Consider the following 18,627-nt stretch of genomic DNA (forward strand, 5'->3'; position numbering starts at 1 on the left):
ACGTTGGTCTGTGGTAATGAGCTATGGTTGGGAAATAGAGTGCGCCTGCCTATCACAGCAATTCACGCAGTACCAGGGCGGGTGGGTCGGTGAGCAGGGCGCGTACACGGCGGAGGTTAGGTAGCTGAAGCTGATCGGTCAGGGTTTGAAAGTAGGTGGTGGCAGCGGCCCGAACGGTGGCCTGTACGGTGCCCGCCTCTACCTCCAGCGTTTGGCCGGTTTCGAGGTCCTGAAACTGGTAAAATCCAGCTAAATTGAAGGCTACCTCCTGATTGCCCAAGACCTGAATCAGCAATACCTCGCGGTGGGGGCTGGCAGCTTGTCGAAGCAACGTCAGCCACTCGTCGTTGAGTTGCAGCAGGTCCGACACCAGTATCAGCAGTTCAGTTTGGTTACGCTTCAATCCGGGTAAGGTGGGTACTGTATCGGGCCAGGCACCGGCGGCTTTCACACTCGTCAGCACACCTAACACCTTCTGAAAGGCCTGTTTTCCTGGTGGTACGAGCGGTTCAATTTGGCCGTTTCTGAGGCCGTAGAGGCTGATTTGATCACTTTGGCGGTTGGCTATATAAGCCAACGAGGCCAGCAGCACCTTTGCATAATCCAGCCGACTGACGTTGTCCTCTGCATAGTTCATGGACCCCGACAGATCGAGCAACAGCCGCACCTGGTGGCTACTCTCTGTCTCCGACTCACGCACCAGGTGCTTATCTGTTTGGGCGTACCGTTTCCAGTCTATTCGTTTAGGATCGTCGCCGGGGCGGTAGTCCCGATATTGAGCAAACTCTACCCCAACCCCATTCCGGCGGCTGTGGTGCAGCCCCAGCGTTAGTTCATCGCTAACGAGTTTACCTACCAACGGCAGATTATTGAGGCGGATAAGGTCTGCGGCGGTCATTTTACTTTATTTGTTACCACCTCCTCAATTACTTTGTCTGTCGTAATGCCTTCGGAATCAGCGCGGAAATTGAGGGCGATGCGGTGGCGGAGAACGGGGTAAGCCAGCGTTTGAATGTCGTCGGGAATGACCGAGAAACGACCGTTCAGTACGGCGCGGGCTTTGGCGCACAGGATCAGGGCCTGACCAGCCCGCGGACCAGCCCCCCAGTCGCACCACTGCTTCACGAAGGGTACACTACTATCTGCCGGGCGGGTGCTGCGCACGATCCGGTTCACTAGCGTCAGGAGTTCGTCACTGATAAACACCTGCCGCGTTAACGTCTGTAAATCAAGTACGTCGCTGTCGGTCAGGATGGTGCTTAGCGTAGGGCGGTCAGTGCCGGTGGTAGCGCGGAGCACGGCCAGCTCTTCCTGTTCCGATGGGTAGCCGAGGCGGATGTAGAGCAAAAACCGGTCGAGTTGGGCTTCGGGGAGGGGGTAGGTGCCCGCCTGCTCAATGGGGTTCTGCGTGGCGATGATTAGAAAGGGCCGAGGCAGCGGGTAATCGGTGCCCGCGTAGGTGACCTTGTATTCCTGCATGGCTTCCAGCAGGGCGGCCTGTGTCTTGGGCGGCGTCCGGTTGATCTCATCGGCCAGAACTACGTTGGCAAAGATGGGACCTTTGTTAAACTGGAAAAATTTCTTTCCGGTCTCGTGGTCTTCCTCCAGCACCTCAGTGCCCACAATGTCGCCGGGCATCAGGTCTGGCGTGAACTGGATGCGCTTAAATGACATACTCAGGGTGCGTGCCAACGTGCTGACCAGCAGTGTCTTCGCCAGTCCAGGCACACCTTCGAGCAGGCAGTGCCCCCCCGCCAACAGGGTGATGAGTACTTCGTCAATGGCTTCCTGCTGCCCAATAATAACTTTACCGATCTCGGCCTTGAGCAGAGGTAATTTCGCCACAAGGGCTTTATAGTGATCTGTATTCATAAGAAGGGGAGAAGAAAAGGAGCTAAAACACAGAGGTACACAGAGAGACACGGAGGTGCACTAAGATTTTTTATGCGTAGTGAGAGCATCTTAGTGCACCTCCGTGTCTCTCTGTGTACTTCTGTGTTTTAGCTCCTTTTCTTCTCAAACTCATACGCTAGTCATGGCGTAAACCACAATATTGACTCCAAATTTGGTGTTGTCTTCGGCCAGGAAACGCTTGTTGCGGAAGTCATAGTCCCACTCACAGCCGTAGTCTTTGTTACTGTAAAGCACGCCAATGCGTCCGTTAATGGTGATCGCTTTCAGGTAGTCGTGCACCAGGTCGTCGCCCCAGCCGTTCAGTTCAAACGAGGTAGTTGGGGGACCTTCCGGAAACTTGAAAAACGACGTGTAAAGTGGGTGGTTATTCGGGATCCTCTGCAACGCTTTTGGGCCGAACGTACGAGCCATCTCCTGCTCAAAGGACTTGGCAAACAACCCGTCGATGTCATGATTACAATCGTCGACAAAGACGAAGCCACCATTCTGAACGTAGCGTTTGAAATGGTCGCGTTCCACCGTCGAAAACTCAACCAGTTTATGGCCACTTAGGTAACAGAAAGGATTACGAAACAGGTCGTTACTGTTCAGTTGCACCACCTTTTCAGCCTCCTCTATTGGTATTGTGGTATACTCAATCAACGAATGCAGCAGGTTAGCTGGCATTCGCTGATCGGTGTCCCAGTCGCCAGAGCTGTATTGAATGCGGGTAAAGCGGAACGGTTTCAAGTTTTTTTTGCTGATAAGCCGCTAAAATTAGCACTTTAATTTTTCCGATACAGAAGTTGCATTACGAATAGTTACAGACTTAAAAATATAATTATTTAAATAATATTTAGTATCTAGAGTGTGTATTGTTTAAGTTTTTGACCAAAAGATTAAACAAAAATATTATCGAACGGGTTTGTCTCTGTGGAATTGCCTAATCAAACAAATCCCAATTTCTTATTCCTACCACTATGCAAACTTTACTTCAATTCGCGTCTGTTCTGGTTGCAGACCTCGCGGCTGGCGATGTTGTCGGCTTCACGTTCTTTACGGGTTACATGGCCATGCTGGCTGCCTCTATCTTCTTCTTTATGGAGCGGAGTCAGGTAGATGGTAAGTGGAAAACGTCATTAGTCGTATCGGGTCTGATCACATTTATTGCTGCTGTGCACTACTTCTACATGCGTGGTGTATGGCTGGAGACCCATACATCGCCAACTCAGTTCCGCTATATTGACTGGACGTTGACCGTGCCGTTGATGTGCGTAGAGTTTTACCTGCTCATCAAGCCATACGGCGGGAAAGCATCGACCCTTTACAAACTGGTTGCCTACTCCCTGTTAATGCTCGTGGCCGGGTATATTGGTGAGGCCATCCACCCAGAGCAAACCATCTTGTGGGGCATCATTTCAACGGTGGGTTACCTCGGCGTTATTTATGAAGCCACTGCCGGCGACGTGAAAAAAGTGGCCGACGCCTCGTCGAATCCTGAGGTAAGCAAGGCTGTTCGTTTGCTCCGCAACTTTGCCATTGTAGGTTGGGCTATTTATCCAATTGGCTATATGACCATGTCGGGCAATCTGCTGTCGGGTATGGGGCTGAACCTTGACTTAATCTACAACATTGCCGACGCGGTCAATAAAATTGGTTTCGGCTTGGTGGTGTATAGCGCTGCCATGGCGTCAACTCAAAATGAGCGTAGTCTGGAATCGGCCATCAGCGAGCGAATCATGAGCGGACAAACGGCTGGCCGTGCTGCTAAAGTCTGATTACAGCCTTCATTCAACAGCAAAACCCGACCATGATGGTCGGGTTTTGCTGTTTTATATATAGTAGACTGCTAACCAGCGGCATCAGCGTTGTTTGGTGCGATCGTTTAAAAACGACAGCAATAGTTTTTCAACGCCATCCAGGCCATGCGGCGACGTTTGCCGATAGCGGTTGCGATGCTGAATATACGGATTGAGGTCGGCGCATTCATAAGCGTCCAGTACTTCCGGGTGCACGTAGTGTTTGCGACAAACGGTACGGGTGTTGCCTAACCGATGCGATACCTCATCAAGCACGGTGTTCACATTTTTCTTCGCTTCCTTTTCCGTGGTAAACGGCCCCATCTCTACCAGTAGTCGTAAGGCGTTGGTTGTACCGGCCCAGGTGCGAAAATCTTTGGCCGAAAACTCGTCGCCCATGGTTTCGTGCAGGTAATCGTTCACCATCCCCGAATCGATGGGGTGGCGGTCACCGGCATCATCGATGTACTGGAACAACTCTTTTCCCGGGATGTCGCGGCACGCTTTCACCAGCTTAGCCAGGCGTTTGTCATGCAGCGTGATGTCGTGATAGATGCCTTTTTTACCCTTGAAACTAAACCGGACGTCTTTGTCGGTTGCTTTCACATGCCGGTCTTTGAGCGTGGTAAGACCATAGGAGCCATACTCTTTTTCGTAGGCGGCATTACCCACCCGAATCAAAGTTTGTTCCATCACGCTAAGGGCAATAGCGATCACCTTCTCGCGCGAAAGGTCAGGCTTGCTCAGGTCTTCGTGCAGGCGTTTGCGTAGCTGAGGCAACTTTTCGCCAAACGCCTCCATCCGGTAAAACTTAGTCTCACTCCTGATAGCATTCCAGTTGGTGTGGTAGCGATACTGCTTCCGCCCTTTGGCGTCTACGCCCGTTGCCTGCAGATGACCATTTGGTTTCGGGCAAATCCAGACATGCTCGTAGGCGGGGGGTAATGCCATACGCCGGATTCGCTCCAGCGTAGACTCATCGTCGACAAGTTGCCCTTTGTGATCGAGGTAGTCGTAATGATCGCCATTTTGTCGGCGCGAGAGGCCCGGCATCGTGTCGCTAACGTAAACAAGTTTGGCCGCCCGAGCCACTTTAGCCGGGTCCTGCGCCAATTCTAAAAGGTTCATAGGGATTGTTGCGTGTAAGCCTGACTGTATATAAACAGCTATATACCACAACCCGCCGGCTGCTGATGAGGTTTGGCGCGGTAAATAAGATTTCGCCTGTGTACCTGCGTATCGTATGCGATCCTAACTTGCCTGTTAGTAGCCCCACCAGCTAACCATCAATTAATAAATGACGACCCTATACCAGCGCCTCAAAGAAAAAAAAGTCACCTTCAAACACGTCTGCGAAGTAGGCGTTTATGTGCCAACTGTATCCAATATTGGTGATTTTATCAAGGATGGCATAGCCGCCACATTGGTCGAAGCAGACCCAGATGTTGCGGTTGATATAGCCATTTATTTTAGCAGGTATAACATACTTGTTCATCCCGTTGCCATGTGGGATTATAACGGTACGCTACAGCTGTCTAAAGCTGCTGCATCCACATTTGTGTCGGCGTTGGCGTCGAGTCCCGCGCTCGAAAACGATGGGTTTCAGGTAGCTACAGGCGCTACGTTTGATGTGCCCTGCAAGCGGTTTTCAGAGATAGATACAGGTGCTTTTGACCTGTTGAGCATTGATATTGAAGGAAGTGAATGGTATGTGCTGAAATACATGATCAGCCGACCTAACGTTATTTCGATAGAAACCCACGGCAAATTCTACGTTAATCCATTCATAAAGGAAATCAGGCAATGGATGCAGGCCAATGATTACATTATCTGGTATAAAGACCGTAGCGACAGCGTGTATATAAAGCGTAATTTTTTTGTGGTGAGTGGCTACGAAAAAATAGCATTGGGGCTAAAAAACACCTGGCTCAACCTACGTCGGCAGAAACGGCATTTCAGAAAATTAATGCGCTAATCTGGCTGTCCGCGCAGCCTTGCCAAAACTGAGTAAGCCAAGGGCTAACAAATAATGGTAGGCATCGGTGGGATGAATGGGCAGGGCTACCTTATCTACTTTGGTAGCCAGGGCCATTAACATCACGGCTACAACAATCCACACCGCCCAACGCTGCTGACGCAATAAGGCGAAAACAGCCAGCAGCATCACGAGCAGAATACCCAGGGCGGGTACTACCGGCGCAAACACGCGAATGGTGGGCAAAAAAAGCAGTACAAATACAACCACACCTACCACCAGCGTACTCCCAAAGATGAGTGGGGTGGCGGGCTTTAGCCTGGTTTGAGCATAAACAGCCACTACCAGACAGACTACCCCCAGGCTGCCCGCCAACTTGGTCAATGACTGATGCAACGGCTCCAGGGCGACCAGACCACCGAACGTGAAAACCCCCACCAGCGCGGCCAATGAGATGGTTAGAAAGAAGAAACCCCAGAGGATTCGATTGAAAAAAGGGAGCCGTTGAAACGACGTGGCGTAGACACCCAAACCCGTGGCGGCCAGTACCGCATCGGAGAGCATATGCGAAAGAACCATAGCGGAAGGTAATGTTTTTCGGTCTACTTTTACGCCTCTTTTAGCAGAATATAACGTCAACGCGAAGGCATCGCCTACGATCCACGAACAGCATGAGCGTACTAGTAAACAAGGACTCAAAAGTGATAGTACAGGGCTTTACAGGCTCTGAAGGCTCTTTTCACGCCCAACAGATGATTGAATACGGCACCAACGTAGTGGGTGGCGTAACACCGGGGAAAGGCGGACAATCGCACCTCGATCGTCCCGTGTTCAACACGGTCCGGGAGGCCGTTGAGAAAGCAGGCGCCGACACGTCGATCATCTTTGTGCCGCCCGCATTTGCCGCCGACGCGATCATGGAAGCAACCGACGCCGGTATCAAAGTGATCATCTGCATCACAGAGGGTATTCCTACCGAAGACATGGTAGGCGTGAAGGCATTTATGAAAGGGAAAGCCGCCCGCCTCATTGGCCCCAACTGTCCCGGCGTGATGACCGCCGGTGAATGTAAGGTGGGCATCATGCCTGCGTTCATTTTCCAGAAAGGTAAAGTCGGCATCGTCTCGAAGTCGGGTACGCTTACTTACGAAGCTGTTGACCAACTGACCAAGGCCGGTTTGGGCCAAACCACAGCTATCGGCATTGGTGGCGACCCCATTATTGGCACAACTACGAAGGAAGCTGTTGAGTTGCTCATGAACGACCCCGAAACCGAAGCCATCGTTATGATTGGCGAAATTGGTGGGGGTATGGAAGCCGAAGCTGCCCGCTGGATCAAAGCTGATGGTAACCGCAAACCCGTCGTAGGATTTATTGCGGGCCAAACCGCACCGAAAGGTCGCCGGATGGGGCATGCCGGTGCCATTGTCGGTGGTGCCGATGATACGGCCGCTGCCAAAATGGCCATTATGCGGGAGTGCGGTATCCACGTGGTCGAATCGCCCGCCATGATCGGCGACACCATGCTGAAAGCACTAGGGAAGTAAAATTAGCGAATGAGTGAATGAGCGAACGAGTGAAAGAGCGACTGATTGACTTCTGCAAAGGAGTACCGGCAAATGCAGACAGCTATGCCATCCCTCATTCACTTGTTCGTTCATTCGCTTGTTTGCTCTTTTTTTTATTCGCTCATTCACTCATTCACTCATTCACTCATTGTGCCTTCGCTCAAGGCCGTCGGGAGGGCGTCGGTCCCGAACAACGGTATTTTCCCGTCCACGATATTCAGGCCGATCTGCTGGTTTACGATGAAGCCTTTAAAACGTACGTTCCTTATATTATAGAACAGCATGCGGGCGAACAGGCACTGAGCGCGTACGTCGACATAGAAAGTAACCGGCGCTATAAGTTGCTGTTGCAAAGTCAGGCCGACGGCTTTCTTTTTATCGAAGCTGCCCTACGCCGCAAGTGCCCCGCCGGGCAATGGCTTGTGCTTGACCTCGACAGCCTGTTTCAGGTGTACAAAAAACCGCAGCTTTTCATCACGCTTTACGGTGCTGCCGGAGCCGGAAACTGGCAGGCATACATTGGCCACCCACGGTCGGCGGCGGGGCAAACAATCCGGCTTAATGATGATTTGCTCAGCGTACGTCCCCGCGGTTTTTCGGGCTTTGTCAGCTTTTTCAGCGCGGGTTTACTCTTTCTGCTGGCCGTACACGCTTTCCTGATCAGCTTTTTTCGGCGGGCCTTTCAAACGTTCTACAACCCAGTCAATCTGATTACTGCTGACCCACCCGATGAATCTTTCCTGATTAATAGACCTCTGGGCCGGGTATCTATGGCATTTGCGCTGGCGTTAAGCTTTAGCATGGCCTTCCTGTTTATGTATGTGCAGCACCTGAACATAAACCTGTTTGGAATGGCCACTTTGTTGCCACGCGAACCAGGCTTTGGTACCATTGTGCTTAGCTATGGCGTCATCAGCGGGCTTATTTTTCTGGCTCTGTTGGGTAAGTATGTTTTTATTGCTGCCGTGGGCAGCCTGTATAAATTCGACGCCATTGTAAACCTGCATTATTTCCGGGTACTTCAGTCGTCGCTGTTATTCATCACATCGTTAGTTATCATCGTATCCGCAGTTAATCCTCATCAGTCCATAAATGTGCCGGTTAGTTATGTGCTGCTGCCGTTCGTAGGGTTCTACCTGGCGCGCCTTGCCTGGCTTTATGTAACCCTGGTGGGCCAACTGCCGGTCAAAAATCTATATTTATTTTCCTACCTTTGTATCGTAGAATTGATTCCTCTCGTTGTCGGTATTCGCTTTGCCGTTTGACGAGTGCTTGCTGTTTAACCCGTTCCTATCTCCACGCCCAGCAAGCCGGAATGCTTAAAAACTGAGTTAGATTCAATGAGCCAAACCAGCACTCAGCCCGCCGAAGACCGTCTGACGAAAGTCACCCAGATTTTAGTTACCCAAGCCAAGCCCACCGACGACAAATCGCCTTATTTCGAGTTAGCCTCTAAGTACAACCTCACCGTCGATTTCCGTCCGTTTATTCAAATTCAGGGCGTGGCGTTCAAAGACTTCCGGCGGCAGAAAATTAATATCCTTGAGCATACGGCTATTATTTTCACCAGCCGTAATGCCATTGATAACTTCTTTCGAATCTGTCAGGAAGGGCGAATTGAGGTACCGATTGATATGAAGTACTTCTGTATTTCGGAACAGACGGCCAATTACCTGCAGAAGTATATCGTGATTCGGAAGCGGAAGATCTTTTCGGGTACTAAAACGGCCAAAGAACTCTTCGACCTGATTCGGAAACACAAGACGGAGAAATTCCTCTTTCCCTGCTCGAACATCCGCAGCAACGACATTCCTGATTTCATGGACACGGGTGGCCTGCAACTAACCGAGGCTGTGATGTATGAAACGGTAGCTACTGATCTGGCTGATCTGGCCGTGGCGCAGTACGACATTATTGCGTTCTTCAGCCCGTCGGGGGTGGCCTCGCTAATGAGCAACTTTCCCGACTATAAGCAGAACGGTACCCGGATGGCGGCCTTCGGCCCCACTACCGCTAAAGCAATCATTGACGCTGGATTGACCCTCGATATTGAAGCACCACTACCGAATGCACCCTCAATGACGGGGGCGTTGGACCTCTACATCCGTAAAGCCAACAATCTATAACCATTTGGCGTTGTTCTGCAACGTAAGCCGAGACCTAAGGGTATATGTAACAGCCCTCGGTTTCGGCTTCTTTTTGGTCAATATTTTGCGTTTTCGTGCGTTAATCTGGTAATTCGGTGCCAGGCGCACACAGCCCGAAATTCTCGCTTATATGCTTCGTAAACTTTACGTGATGTTGGGTGCCTGCCTGCTTTCGCTGCAAGCGTTTGGGCAACTGGACCCTCAGTTTAGTTTCTTTATGTTCACGCCCACATACCTAAATCCGGCAGCAGTTGGTGCTGAAGGCGTTACGCGGATTCAACTTATTCACCGCAGCCAATGGACGGGGTATCAGGCACCAAACAGTCCTGGCAGCGCTCCCACATCACAGCTGATAACGGCCGACCTGCCGCTTAATAAACTCAATAGTGGCGTGGGGATCTATGCGTTCAACGACGCCATTGGCCCGCAAACTAATCAGGCCGTCCAGTTGGCTTACTCGTATCGGTTTCCGCTGAAAAACGGCACATTCCGCGTTGGGGTGCAGGCGGGCCTACAAAGCCAGAAGATTGATTATTCAGGGATTATCCTGCCTACTGGTGGTCCCGATCCATTAGTACCAACAGGCCAGTACTCGCAGTTTCAACCCGATTTTAGTGCGGGTCTGTATTACAGTACCGTCGACTATTGGGTGGGTGCCAGTGTGTTTCACCTGAATACGCCTGCTTATAAATTAGGTACCGAACGGGGCATCAATCCTTTGGCCCGGACAGCCTATGTCTCGGCAGGCTACAAGTTGGGGCTAACGTATGCTATAGACCTGCAGCCGTCTATCTTGTACCAATATGTTCAGGGCGACCAAAATGGATCAACGTTTGACATAAACCTGCTGGCTACCTACGATGGGCGCTACTCTGTTGGCGCTTCTTATCGCAAGCAGGAATCATTTACGGGCCTGGTTACGGCAAACGTACTGAACAACAAAGCACGGGTCGGCTTTGCCTATGATTTTGTTACGTACGGGCAGAACGCCAAACGACCCAGTTCATTTGAATTGCTGCTTAGCTATGTGCTGCCTGCCCCCAGTGCCACCCCCAAGCCAATTGTGCGCACGCCACGCTTCCGGTATTGATGTATCACTTTCGTGGAAAACAGGGTCAGATGGGCATTCATCAACATTTTGGCTCTATTCTTGTTAGGCAGTTTGCAGCCTCCACGCTAATTTTGACGGTTAACCGTTTCTGCTTTTACTGGTATGCCAGTGCGCTACCAGCGAATTAAACCAGTCTATACAATAAGCCAGCGTATTTTCGTTCTTACGACAGGTCTTGCAAAAGTTTTTTATGCTTTCTACAAATATGAAATCGAACCGAATGCCAGCACTCTTTTTCCGAGGTGTATGGGTTGTGGCGGCAGTTTTGGCTCTGCAAAGTTGCGGCTTTGTAAAGTCGAAATTTGGAGGTGGAAAAAAGGGTGACGTTGGCGTGGCCAATGGCGAAGTTGTAGCCACGGCACGTCCTGGCTATAAGCAAACTACGCCATTTGGTATGGTGCTGGTGCCATCGGGCTCGTTCATTATGGGTCAGGCTGACGAAGATGTGGCGGCTACGCAAATCAACATGAACCGGCGTGTAACCATCAGTTCGTTCTATATGGACGACACCGAAATTACCAACCACGAATACCGTCAGTATGTAAATGCACTGTTAGCCGACTCAGCTTCAACTATTGGTGAAGAAGAGATCATGGCCAAATATTATCCCGATACGGCAGTCTGGAAAAATGACTTTACCTACCACAATGGTGACCCTATGCTGGAGTACTATTACGGTCATCCAGCGTTCGATACTTACCCGGTAGTGGGTGTTAGCTGGAAGGCGGCGCAGCATTTCTGCCAGTGGCGTACCAATCTCTACAATGACTACCGTAGTAAAGAGGGTATGTTCAACTCACCCCGGTTCCGGTTGCCATCGGAAGCTGAGTGGGAGTGGGCTGCCCGTGGTGGTAAGCAGGGTGCCAAATACCCCTGGGGTAATCCTTACGTAGCCAATGGCAAAGGTTGTTACCTGGCTAACTTCAAGCCTCAGCGTGGCAACTTTGATGCCGACGGCTACCCATATACTGCCCCTGCCAACAAGTTCAACCCCAACGAGTACGGCCTCTACAACATGGCTGGCAACGTGGCTGAATGGTGCCGCGATGCCTACGCTGAAAACTCGAACGCCATTGTGTGGGACATGAACCCAGATAACCAAAACGCCGATGAACCCCGTAAGGTGGTGCGTGGTGGTTCGTGGAAAGACATTGCCTATTATCTGGAATCAGGTACGCGTACTTACGAAGACGAAAACTCGCGTCGGTCATACATTGGCTTCCGTTCGGTGATGGACAATCTGGAAGGCCGTACCGCAACAGCCCGTGGTGGCCGTCAGTCGGCAAGCACCCGTTCGTCTAAATTATCGAAGTCAGCCAAAGGCGGTAGCGGCACGGGTATGCGTGGCAGCAAATAGACCTCAACATCCCTTACCCAATCACTTTATATTCTTTAATCATCTGTAAACCAACTCATGGCAGCAGGAAAAGTAAATTTCTTTTGGGACCGTCTCGTTCCTACCGTTTATAGTGCTGGGGCCGCCGTTGTAATTTTCGGCGCCTGGGCAAAGATTACCCACAATGAGCAATTCGGCTTTATGCTGACCGTCGGCCTGCTAACGGAAGTTGTTATTTTCGCCTTGTATGCTATTCAAAGTTTCACCCAGCCCGTAGCAACCGGTGAGGACTATGCCTGGGAGCGTGTATACCCCGAATTAGCGCCTGATTATAAAGGTGAAGCCCGCAAGGCAGTTGCCAGCCCACAGGCCAATGGCTTGACTGCTAACATGGATCAGATGCTGGCACAAGCCAAAATTACTCCCGACGTATTTGAGAAACTGGGATCAGGTTTTCAGAACCTGAACAGCACAGTGTCTAAGCTAACGGACTTAACCGACGCTACCGTAGCTACCAACGACTACGCCCGTAACGTGAAGTCTGCTTCGGGATCAATCTCGGAGATGAACAAATCATACGGTACGGCTATTACGGCGATGAACTCAATGGCCGACGCTACTACCGACGCTAAAGATTACCGCGATCAGTTCCAGAAGGTGACCAAAAACATGGGAGCCCTGAATGCCGTGTATGAATTGGAGTTGCAGGATACCAATAAGCACCTGAAAGCGATGAATGCTTTCTACGGTAACCTTACCAGTGCCATGCAGAATATGGCCGATGCCAGCAAAGACACGCAGCAGTTTAAGAGTGAGCTCTCGAAACTGACCAGCAATCTGGCTTCGTTGAATAACGTATACGGCAGCATGCTGACTGCCATGCGCGGAGGAAATCAATAAACAGGTCAAAGTCCAAAAGTCCGGTGTCTAAAGTTTTCCTGACGGAAGAATCTTCTCTGGAAAAACGATAGAGACTGGACTTTGAACTCATTCAAATCAAACTCATTTAAGCTATACAATCCATGGCAGGTGGAAAAGAGACACCCCGTCAGAAAATGATCGGGATGATGTATCTGGTATTGACCGCACTCCTTGCGTTGCAGGTGACGTCGGCCATTCTGGAGAAATTTGTCCTGCTCAACAATTCATTAGAGACATCTACTGGTTCGAGCAACCGGGTGAATCAGGAGACGGTTGAGAAGATAAAACAGGCCGTAAGTAAATCAGGAAACCGTCCTGCTGACGTTGCTGTGATGGCACAAGCTGATCAGGTTCGGAAGACTTCGTCGGAATTGGTAGCCGAAATAGATCGGCTCAAACAACAAATTACCGTTGAGGCAGGAGGCGGAACTGACGAGCAGGGTAACATCAAAAACTTGAGCGAAGAAGAAAAAGTAGCTCAGATTATGATCAAAGGCGAAAGCCGCAATGGTGAGGCCTACAAATTGCAGAAGACATTGAACGCCTATACTGAGTCAATGTCTAAAATCGGTAACGCTAAATACGGGTCTATGGCCCTGGACGGCAAAGATGATCCTATTGCCAGCCGGTCGAAAGATCAGAAAGGTAAAGATTTTGCCAACCTGAATTTTGCCCAGACGCCGGTCCCGGCTGCGCTCGCAGTATTAAGCCAGAAGCAGTCTGATGTGCGTCGGGTTGAAGGTGAAGTGCTTGACTACCTGGCTACCAAAGTTGGTGCGCAGGACGTTAAGTTCGACAAGATCATGGCCATGCTGAGCATGGAGTCGAAAGTAGTGGTAGCCGGTACCAAGTTTAAGGGCGAAATGTTCCTGGCGGCTTCCTCATCGGGCATTCAGCCCCGTATGAGCCTCAACGGCGGTCCTGTTCGGATGGATAATGGCAAAGGCATCATTGAATTTACTGCGCAGGGAGGGGGCAACTACGATAAGCAGGGCCTCTCACGTCGAGTGCTATCAGGATCCATTTCGTATAACGCACCTGACGGTACAGTAAAAACGGTGCCGATGCAGGCTGAATACTTTGTGGCGAAGCCGTCGTATCAGGTAGAAACTGGTACCATGCCGCCCTTGTATTTAGGTTGTGCCAATAAGCTGAGCATTCAAAGCCCGCAGTTGGGAGCTTTATGGAATCCAAGCTTCCCAGCGGAAGGAGCTACAGTTATTCAATCAGGGGAACGGGGTAAGATCACTGTGGTACCTAATTCGCAACGTGTACGGCTAAGTGTTGTTAATGCAGGTACTACACTAGGTAGTGAAGATTTTAAAGTAAACCGGGTACCACGGCCTACGATTGTGTACTATGTGGGTGGAAATAGGGTAACGGACCCACGTGGTGTGCCAGCCAATGCCGCACGTAGCCTTCGTGTCGATGCTGAGCCTGACCCTAGCTTCGCCGCCTACTCACCGCAAGACGCTAACTTCCGAGTAACAGGCGTTACGGTTAACTTAGCACGGGGTACTAAACGTGTTGTTGGTCCCATTTCTTTAGGTGCTGGTGGTGGTTCGTTAGGTGCTATGGCCGCAGAAATGCAGCCAGGAGATCGGATTACGATTCAGTTAGATGGTGTGCAACGGCGTAATTTCCGTGGGGAAATTAGTGATGTACCAATGGGCACTCAACTCCAGGTAATATCCTTGTATTAACGCACTAAAAACGGCCTTCGGGCCGTTTTTAGACTATATCACATGCAGCATTTCACAGCGATGAAGCAAGCAACACTCACCCGGTCCATGATTCTGTCGGCTACCGCTTTACTAGCACTAGCTGGTACGGGAGCCATGGCTCAGGAACGTGACAACCGGAAAGCAAACTCCATGTCGGTGCGTCCCATTGACGACAGCGATATTATGATGAAGAAAACGCTATGGCGCCGTATCGACTTGAAAGAGACGCAGAATGCCAGCATGTTTTCAAAGAATAACGAGATTACAAAGTACCTGATGGATGCCGTGAAGGCGGGTTTATTAGATGCTTACGAAAATGACTCGTGTACCCGAAAAGTAGACCCTGCCAAATTTCATGAACGGCTGTTAGTACCTAACCAGGAAGGTGGCCTGTCGAAGGAAGAAATTGAAGCCGGCTTCGGTAAGACAGACGCTGGCGCGGGCGGTAAGGACGACGGTTGGGGAAACCCAACGAAGCAGGATCCCAAGAAACCTGCTGCTAAAAAACCTGTCGATGATGGTTGGGGTACGCCTGCGCCCAAAGCCGCTGCGAAACCTGCTGACGACGGCTGGGGAACCCCAGCTAAGAAGGTAGCCACCGGGAAGAAGGGTAAGAAGGGTGCAAAAACCACTCAGCCAGTAGTAGCCAAAGTAGACACTGTGGCTGCACCCGTTAGCAGTACGGCACCCACTTTCTCTGGAGACGAGCGTTTTGCCAAAGAATTCTCGGTGTTGGAAGTGAAAGAAGACTGGATTTTTGACAAAAAACGGTCACGCCTATACTATGATATTCAAACGGTAACCATGTTGTTGCCCGCTGATAAAAACGTAGCTGGTTTTGAAGTACCAGTGGCTTCGTTCAAATACAAGGACCTGGATAAGCTGTTCCGGTCTGACCCGAAGAAGTTTATCTGGTATAACCCACAAAACCAGGCGCAACACAAGAATCTAGCTGATGCCTTCGACCTGCGTTTGTTCTATGGCCGGATCACGAAAGTGGCTAATCCGGAAGACAAGGAACTGGTTGGTCTCTATGGTAGCGACAAAGAAGGTCTGCTGAAATCGTACCAGACTGAATACGAACTCATGGAACTGGAGCACGGTCTCTGGGAATATTAGGGGGTTTAACGTTTAACGTCTAAGGTCCAAAGTTGCTTCGCGCCCTGCTTTTCCGGGCGCGAAGCAACTTTGGACCTTAGACGTTAAACTCTTTTTTACCCTACTTCCTGCGCCTCAAAGTATTCTTTTACCTTCTTCGCCCTGTCGAGGCCAATGACCTCGCCGATGGCTTCCACACTGGCTTCGCGGATTTTGCTCACACCTTTGAAATAGGTAAGCAGTTTAGCCGTGGTTTTCTTACCTACGCCTTCAATACTTTCCAGTTCACTGATAAGACTGTTCCGACTACGTTTGTCGCGGTGATGGGTGATACCAAACCGGTGGGCTTCGTCGCGGCATTGCTGGATCAATTTGAGCGACTCTGATTTCTTGTCGAGATAGAGCGGGAGTGTATCTTCCGGGAAATAGATCTCTTCCAGCCGCTTGGCAATGCCGATAATCGGGATCTGACCGTAGAGATTTAATTCTTTAAGGGCATCGCAGGCGGCAGATAGCTGCCCCTTGCCACCGTCAATGACAATAAGGTCGGGGAGGGGGCCTTTTTCTTCCAGCATCCGCGTATACCGACGTGTAACCACCTCGTGCATACTGGCGAAGTCGTTAGGGCCAACCACAGTTTTGATACTATAATGCCGGTACTCCTTGGTGGCTGGTTTGCCATCGATGAAACACACCATGGCCGATACCGGGTTGGTACCCTGCGTGTTGGAGTTGTCAAAGCATTCAATACGCCGGGGCAGGTTTTTCAACTGCAAATCCTGCTTCAACCGAATCAGCACCCGATCTTTCTTCGATGCGTTGGCCGTTGATTCGGCTGCCTGACGGTCCTGCCGTTCGCGCCGGAAATAGAGCACATTTTTAAGCGACATTTCCAGCAGTTTCCGCTTATCGCCGATCTGGGGAACGGTAATTTCGGCCTTCAGGTCAGTCTCTAGCGGAATATTGGTGATGATTTCTTTAGCCTGACTTCCATATTGCTCGCGGAATTCGATGATCATCATCGTGAGCAGATCGGCGTCGGTTTCTTCCAGCTTTTTCTTGATCTCGACCGTATGCGTCTGGATGATCGTTCCGTTGACCACTTTCATGAAGTTGACGTACGCCGCCACTTCGTCAGACGCAATGGTGAATACATCGGCATCAGCAATCTTGGGGTTCACTACCGTCGATTTGCTCTGGAACCGTTGCAGCACGTCCATTTTGTCTTTATACTGCTGCGCCTGCTCAAACGCCATGCTATTGGCCGCTTCCACCATCCGGTTCTTAAAATATTCCTGGGCAGGCTTGAGCTGTCCCTTCAGAATGGAATGAATCTGCTCGATGTCGGCGTCATATTCAGCTTCGCCCTGCTTGCCTTCGCAGGGGCCTTTGCAGTTACCGATATGGTATTCCAGGCACACTTTAAACTTGCCCGCTTCAATGTTTTCCTGGGTCAGGTTGTAGTTGCAGGTGCGTAGCGTGAAGAGTTGGCTAAACATCTCCAGCACCGTATACATGGGCTTCAGGTTGGCAAACGGCCCATAGTAGGTGCCCTTTCCCCGCTCAATGCGCCGGGTTGTTACCACGCGTGGAAATGGCTCATCGGTCACGCAGATGAAAGGGTACGTCTTGTCGTCGCGCAGGAGAATATTGTAGCGCGGCTGGTAGCGTTTAATCAGCTGGTTTTCCAGCAGCAACGCATCGAATTCGGTGTGCACTATGGTGAACTCGATCTTGCGAATCTGGCTCACCAACCGCTGCGTTTTGCGGTCGTGCTGGTTCGATTTGACAAAGTAGCTACTGACCCGATTCTTGAGATCTTTGGCCTTGCCAACGTAAATAACTTCGCCGCTGGCATCGAAATAACGGTACACACCCGGCTCGTGTGGTACGCGGGCTAACTCAGATTTATAGTCGAAGGCTGGCATGATTGGTTAACAAGCGCACCACATTAAAGGTTGCCCCCATCAGGTCGCCAGCGGCTGTCAAAACGGCCTCTTTAAGCTGCTGAGGCCGATTTAGCACCGAAAAAGCAGCCAACAACCCCAGTTCCCGAATCTCTTGAGGGGTCAGGGTGAGGGTGCCGCAGAGGGCCACCACCGGTACCCCCGCCCGCTCGGCCCGCCGACAAATGCCTGCAATAAGTTTGCCCTGCGCCGTTTGCTGGTCGAGTTTGCCTTCGCCCGTCAGGATCAGGTCGATATTTGCTACATGCTGATCAAAAGCGACGGCGTCCAGCACCACGTCGACCCCAGGTTCCAGCGTGGCGCCCAGGAAGGTGATCAGGCCGTAGCCCAGTCCGCCCGCTGCACCCGCCCCCGGCATGGCGACATGGCTCAGGCCCAATTGCTGTTGCACGACGTGGTCAAGGTGCTTTAGACCAACGTCGAGTTGACCAACCTGTGCTGGGGTAGCCCCTTTTTGGGGGGCAAACATCACAGCTGCACCGGTTGGTCCATACAGTGGATTTTGCACGTCGCAGGCCACGCGGAAGCGAACAGGTAGGGGTGCAGCCGGTGGAACCAGCTGCGCGATCTTTGTTAGCGTGCCACCCGTTGGTATAAATGATTGGCCGGCCGCATCCAGAAATTGCCAGCCCAATGCCGCCGCCAGCCCCGTTCCACCGTCGGTAGTGGCCGTGCCACCAAGGCCAAGCACGATGGTCCTGGCTCCGCTGGTTATAGCTTGCTGAATAAGTTGGCCCAGCCCGTGGGTGGTCGCAATTGTTGTGTTGCGTTCCGGTGTAGCCAGCAAAGCAAGCCCCGCCGCTGCCGCACTGTCGATAAACGCCGTTTGCCCATCCGGCGAAAGACCGAAACCAGCCTCTGTTAACTTAAAAAGTGGGTTATGGACGGGTGTAGTGTGCCAGCTGCCTTGTGTGGCTAGCGTCAACAACTCAGCCGTTCCTTCGCCACCATCAGCCATGGGGAGAGCCGTGATCTGCGCATCGGGTAGCGCCAACCGGATGCCCGCCTCCATCGCCGCGCATGCCTCCGCTGCTGACAGTGAACTACGAAATTTATCAGGAGCCAGTAAGAAGCGCATAGATTACTGC

Annotated in this window: 17 protein-coding genes; 10 read left to right on the plus strand and 7 right to left on the minus strand. The window is 51.3% G+C overall.

The features are described from left to right. Nucleotides 1–52: 52 nt before the first annotated feature. From J2I47_RS01095 to J2I47_RS01105, 3 genes are all read right to left on the minus strand, one after another. Nucleotides 53–898, minus strand: coding sequence for a DUF58 domain-containing protein (locus J2I47_RS01095; RefSeq protein WP_207362699.1), 846 nt, complete (start codon nt 896–898; stop codon nt 53–55). Beyond that, a complete protein-coding gene (locus J2I47_RS01100; protein ID WP_207362700.1) occupies nt 895–1,872 on the minus strand; it encodes an AAA family ATPase in 978 nt (325 codons plus the stop codon). Before J2I47_RS01100 ends, J2I47_RS01095 begins: the two co-directional genes overlap by 4 nt. A 150-nt stretch (nt 1,873–2,022) precedes the next feature. Continuing rightward, nucleotides 2,023–2,643 carry a DUF4159 domain-containing protein gene (locus J2I47_RS01105; RefSeq protein ID WP_207362701.1) on the minus strand — a complete coding sequence of 207 codons (621 nt, stop codon included), beginning with the start codon at nt 2,641–2,643 and terminating at the stop codon, nt 2,023–2,025. A 230-nt stretch (nt 2,644–2,873) separates the two neighbouring features. Between J2I47_RS01105 and J2I47_RS01110 the strand changes: the two genes are divergently transcribed. Then, nucleotides 2,874–3,671: a bacteriorhodopsin-like gene (locus J2I47_RS01110; RefSeq protein WP_207362702.1), complete on the plus strand. Its 798-nt coding sequence runs from the start codon at nt 2,874–2,876 to the stop codon at nt 3,669–3,671. Between the two features lie 84 nt (nt 3,672–3,755). Here J2I47_RS01110 and J2I47_RS01115 read toward each other — a convergent pair whose 3' ends face one another. Then, nucleotides 3,756–4,820, minus strand: a complete 1,065-nt coding sequence (locus tag J2I47_RS01115; protein ID WP_207362703.1) for a DNA topoisomerase IB — start codon at nt 4,818–4,820, stop codon at nt 3,756–3,758. A 169-nt stretch (nt 4,821–4,989) separates the two neighbouring features. Here J2I47_RS01115 and J2I47_RS01120 point away from each other — a divergent pair, with 169 nt between their 5' ends. Further along, nucleotides 4,990–5,667: an FkbM family methyltransferase gene (locus J2I47_RS01120; RefSeq protein ID WP_207362704.1), complete on the plus strand. Its 678-nt coding sequence runs from the start codon at nt 4,990–4,992 to the stop codon at nt 5,665–5,667. On the opposite strand, the gene J2I47_RS01125 is transcribed toward J2I47_RS01120, so the two are convergent. Next, on the minus strand, nt 5,656–6,246 hold the full coding sequence (locus J2I47_RS01125; protein ID WP_207362705.1) for a DUF6962 family protein: 591 nt from the start codon (nt 6,244–6,246) through the stop codon (nt 5,656–5,658). The two genes, J2I47_RS01120 and J2I47_RS01125, sit on opposite strands and share 12 nt — an antisense overlap. 92 nt (nt 6,247–6,338) lie before the next feature. Here J2I47_RS01125 and sucD point away from each other — a divergent pair, with 92 nt between their 5' ends. The 8 genes from sucD to porN all read left to right on the plus strand — a co-directional run bounded on the left by sucD (nt 6,339) and on the right by porN (nt 15,593). After that, on the plus strand, nt 6,339–7,214 hold the full coding sequence (gene sucD / locus J2I47_RS01130) for a succinate--CoA ligase subunit alpha (RefSeq protein ID WP_207362706.1): 876 nt from the start codon (nt 6,339–6,341) through the stop codon (nt 7,212–7,214). A gap of 17 nt (nt 7,215–7,231) precedes the next feature. Continuing rightward, nucleotides 7,232–8,500, plus strand: coding sequence for a DUF4271 domain-containing protein (locus J2I47_RS01135; protein ID WP_207362707.1), 1,269 nt, complete (start codon nt 7,232–7,234; stop codon nt 8,498–8,500). A gap of 75 nt (nt 8,501–8,575) precedes the next feature. Then, a complete protein-coding gene (locus tag J2I47_RS01140) occupies nt 8,576–9,361 on the plus strand; it encodes a uroporphyrinogen-III synthase (RefSeq protein ID WP_207362708.1) in 786 nt (261 codons plus the stop codon). A 151-nt stretch (nt 9,362–9,512) separates the two neighbouring features. Further along, the gene (locus J2I47_RS01145) at nt 9,513–10,472 is read left to right on the plus strand and encodes a PorP/SprF family type IX secretion system membrane protein (RefSeq protein WP_207362709.1); all 960 of its coding nucleotides are present in this window, start codon (nt 9,513–9,515) and stop codon (nt 10,470–10,472) included. Between the two features lie 226 nt (nt 10,473–10,698). Further along, complete coding sequence (gene porK / locus J2I47_RS01150; protein ID WP_229374198.1) at nt 10,699–11,850, plus strand: T9SS ring complex lipoprotein PorK/GldK; 1,152 nt, start codon at nt 10,699–10,701, stop codon at nt 11,848–11,850. Nucleotides 11,851–11,907: 57 nt separating this feature from the next. Beyond that, entirely contained in the window at nt 11,908–12,729 is an 822-nt protein-coding gene (gene porL / locus J2I47_RS01155; RefSeq protein ID WP_207362711.1) for a type IX secretion system motor protein PorL/GldL, read from the plus strand. Nucleotides 12,730–12,851: 122 nt separating this feature from the next. After that, the gene (gene porM / locus J2I47_RS01160; RefSeq protein WP_207362712.1) at nt 12,852–14,453 is read left to right on the plus strand and encodes a type IX secretion system motor protein PorM/GldM; all 1,602 of its coding nucleotides are present in this window, start codon (nt 12,852–12,854) and stop codon (nt 14,451–14,453) included. Nucleotides 14,454–14,495: 42 nt separating this feature from the next. Next, nucleotides 14,496–15,593, plus strand: a complete 1,098-nt coding sequence (porN, locus tag J2I47_RS01165) for a type IX secretion system ring subunit PorN/GldN (RefSeq protein ID WP_207362713.1) — start codon at nt 14,496–14,498, stop codon at nt 15,591–15,593. A 95-nt stretch (nt 15,594–15,688) separates the two neighbouring features. On the opposite strand, the gene uvrC is transcribed toward porN, so the two are convergent. Continuing rightward, complete coding sequence (uvrC, locus tag J2I47_RS01170) at nt 15,689–17,500, minus strand: excinuclease ABC subunit UvrC (RefSeq protein WP_207362714.1); 1,812 nt, start codon at nt 17,498–17,500, stop codon at nt 15,689–15,691. Beyond that, complete coding sequence (locus J2I47_RS01175; RefSeq protein ID WP_207362715.1) at nt 17,481–18,617, minus strand: glycerate kinase family protein; 1,137 nt, start codon at nt 18,615–18,617, stop codon at nt 17,481–17,483. The genes uvrC and J2I47_RS01175 overlap by 20 nt, the downstream gene beginning before the upstream one ends. Nucleotides 18,618–18,627: the final 10 nt, after the last annotated feature.

Source organism: Fibrella rubiginis, assembly GCF_017353185.1.
In the GTDB taxonomy this organism is placed as follows: Bacteria; Bacteroidota; Bacteroidia; order Cytophagales; family Spirosomataceae; genus Fibrella; species Fibrella rubiginis.

Excerpts from the sequence above, each read along its gene's own strand:
- J2I47_RS01095 (WP_207362699.1), bottom strand. The coding sequence starts at position 898 with ATGACCGCCGCAGACCTTATCCGCCTCAATAATCTGCCGTTGGTAGGT.
- J2I47_RS01100 (WP_207362700.1), bottom strand. The coding sequence starts at position 1,872 with ATGAATACAGATCACTATAAAGCCCTTGTGGCGAAATTACCTCTGCTC.
- J2I47_RS01110 (WP_207362702.1), top strand. The coding sequence starts at position 2,874 with ATGCAAACTTTACTTCAATTCGCGTCTGTTCTGGTTGCAGACCTCGCG.
- J2I47_RS01115 (WP_207362703.1), bottom strand. The coding sequence starts at position 4,820 with ATGAACCTTTTAGAATTGGCGCAGGACCCGGCTAAAGTGGCTCGGGCG.
- J2I47_RS01120 (WP_207362704.1), top strand. The coding sequence starts at position 4,990 with ATGACGACCCTATACCAGCGCCTCAAAGAAAAAAAAGTCACCTTCAAA.
- J2I47_RS01125 (WP_207362705.1), bottom strand. The coding sequence starts at position 6,246 with ATGGTTCTTTCGCATATGCTCTCCGATGCGGTACTGGCCGCCACGGGT.
- sucD (WP_207362706.1), top strand. The coding sequence starts at position 6,339 with ATGAGCGTACTAGTAAACAAGGACTCAAAAGTGATAGTACAGGGCTTT.
- J2I47_RS01135 (WP_207362707.1), top strand. The coding sequence starts at position 7,232 with ATGAGCGAACGAGTGAAAGAGCGACTGATTGACTTCTGCAAAGGAGTA.
- J2I47_RS01140 (WP_207362708.1), top strand. The coding sequence starts at position 8,576 with ATGAGCCAAACCAGCACTCAGCCCGCCGAAGACCGTCTGACGAAAGTC.
- J2I47_RS01145 (WP_207362709.1), top strand. The coding sequence starts at position 9,513 with ATGCTTCGTAAACTTTACGTGATGTTGGGTGCCTGCCTGCTTTCGCTG.
- porK (WP_229374198.1), top strand. The coding sequence starts at position 10,699 with ATGAAATCGAACCGAATGCCAGCACTCTTTTTCCGAGGTGTATGGGTT.
- porL (WP_207362711.1), top strand. The coding sequence starts at position 11,908 with ATGGCAGCAGGAAAAGTAAATTTCTTTTGGGACCGTCTCGTTCCTACC.
- porM (WP_207362712.1), top strand. The coding sequence starts at position 12,852 with ATGGCAGGTGGAAAAGAGACACCCCGTCAGAAAATGATCGGGATGATG.
- porN (WP_207362713.1), top strand. The coding sequence starts at position 14,496 with ATGCAGCATTTCACAGCGATGAAGCAAGCAACACTCACCCGGTCCATG.
- uvrC (WP_207362714.1), bottom strand. The coding sequence starts at position 17,500 with ATGCCAGCCTTCGACTATAAATCTGAGTTAGCCCGCGTACCACACGAG.
- J2I47_RS01175 (WP_207362715.1), bottom strand. The coding sequence starts at position 18,617 with ATGCGCTTCTTACTGGCTCCTGATAAATTTCGTAGTTCACTGTCAGCA.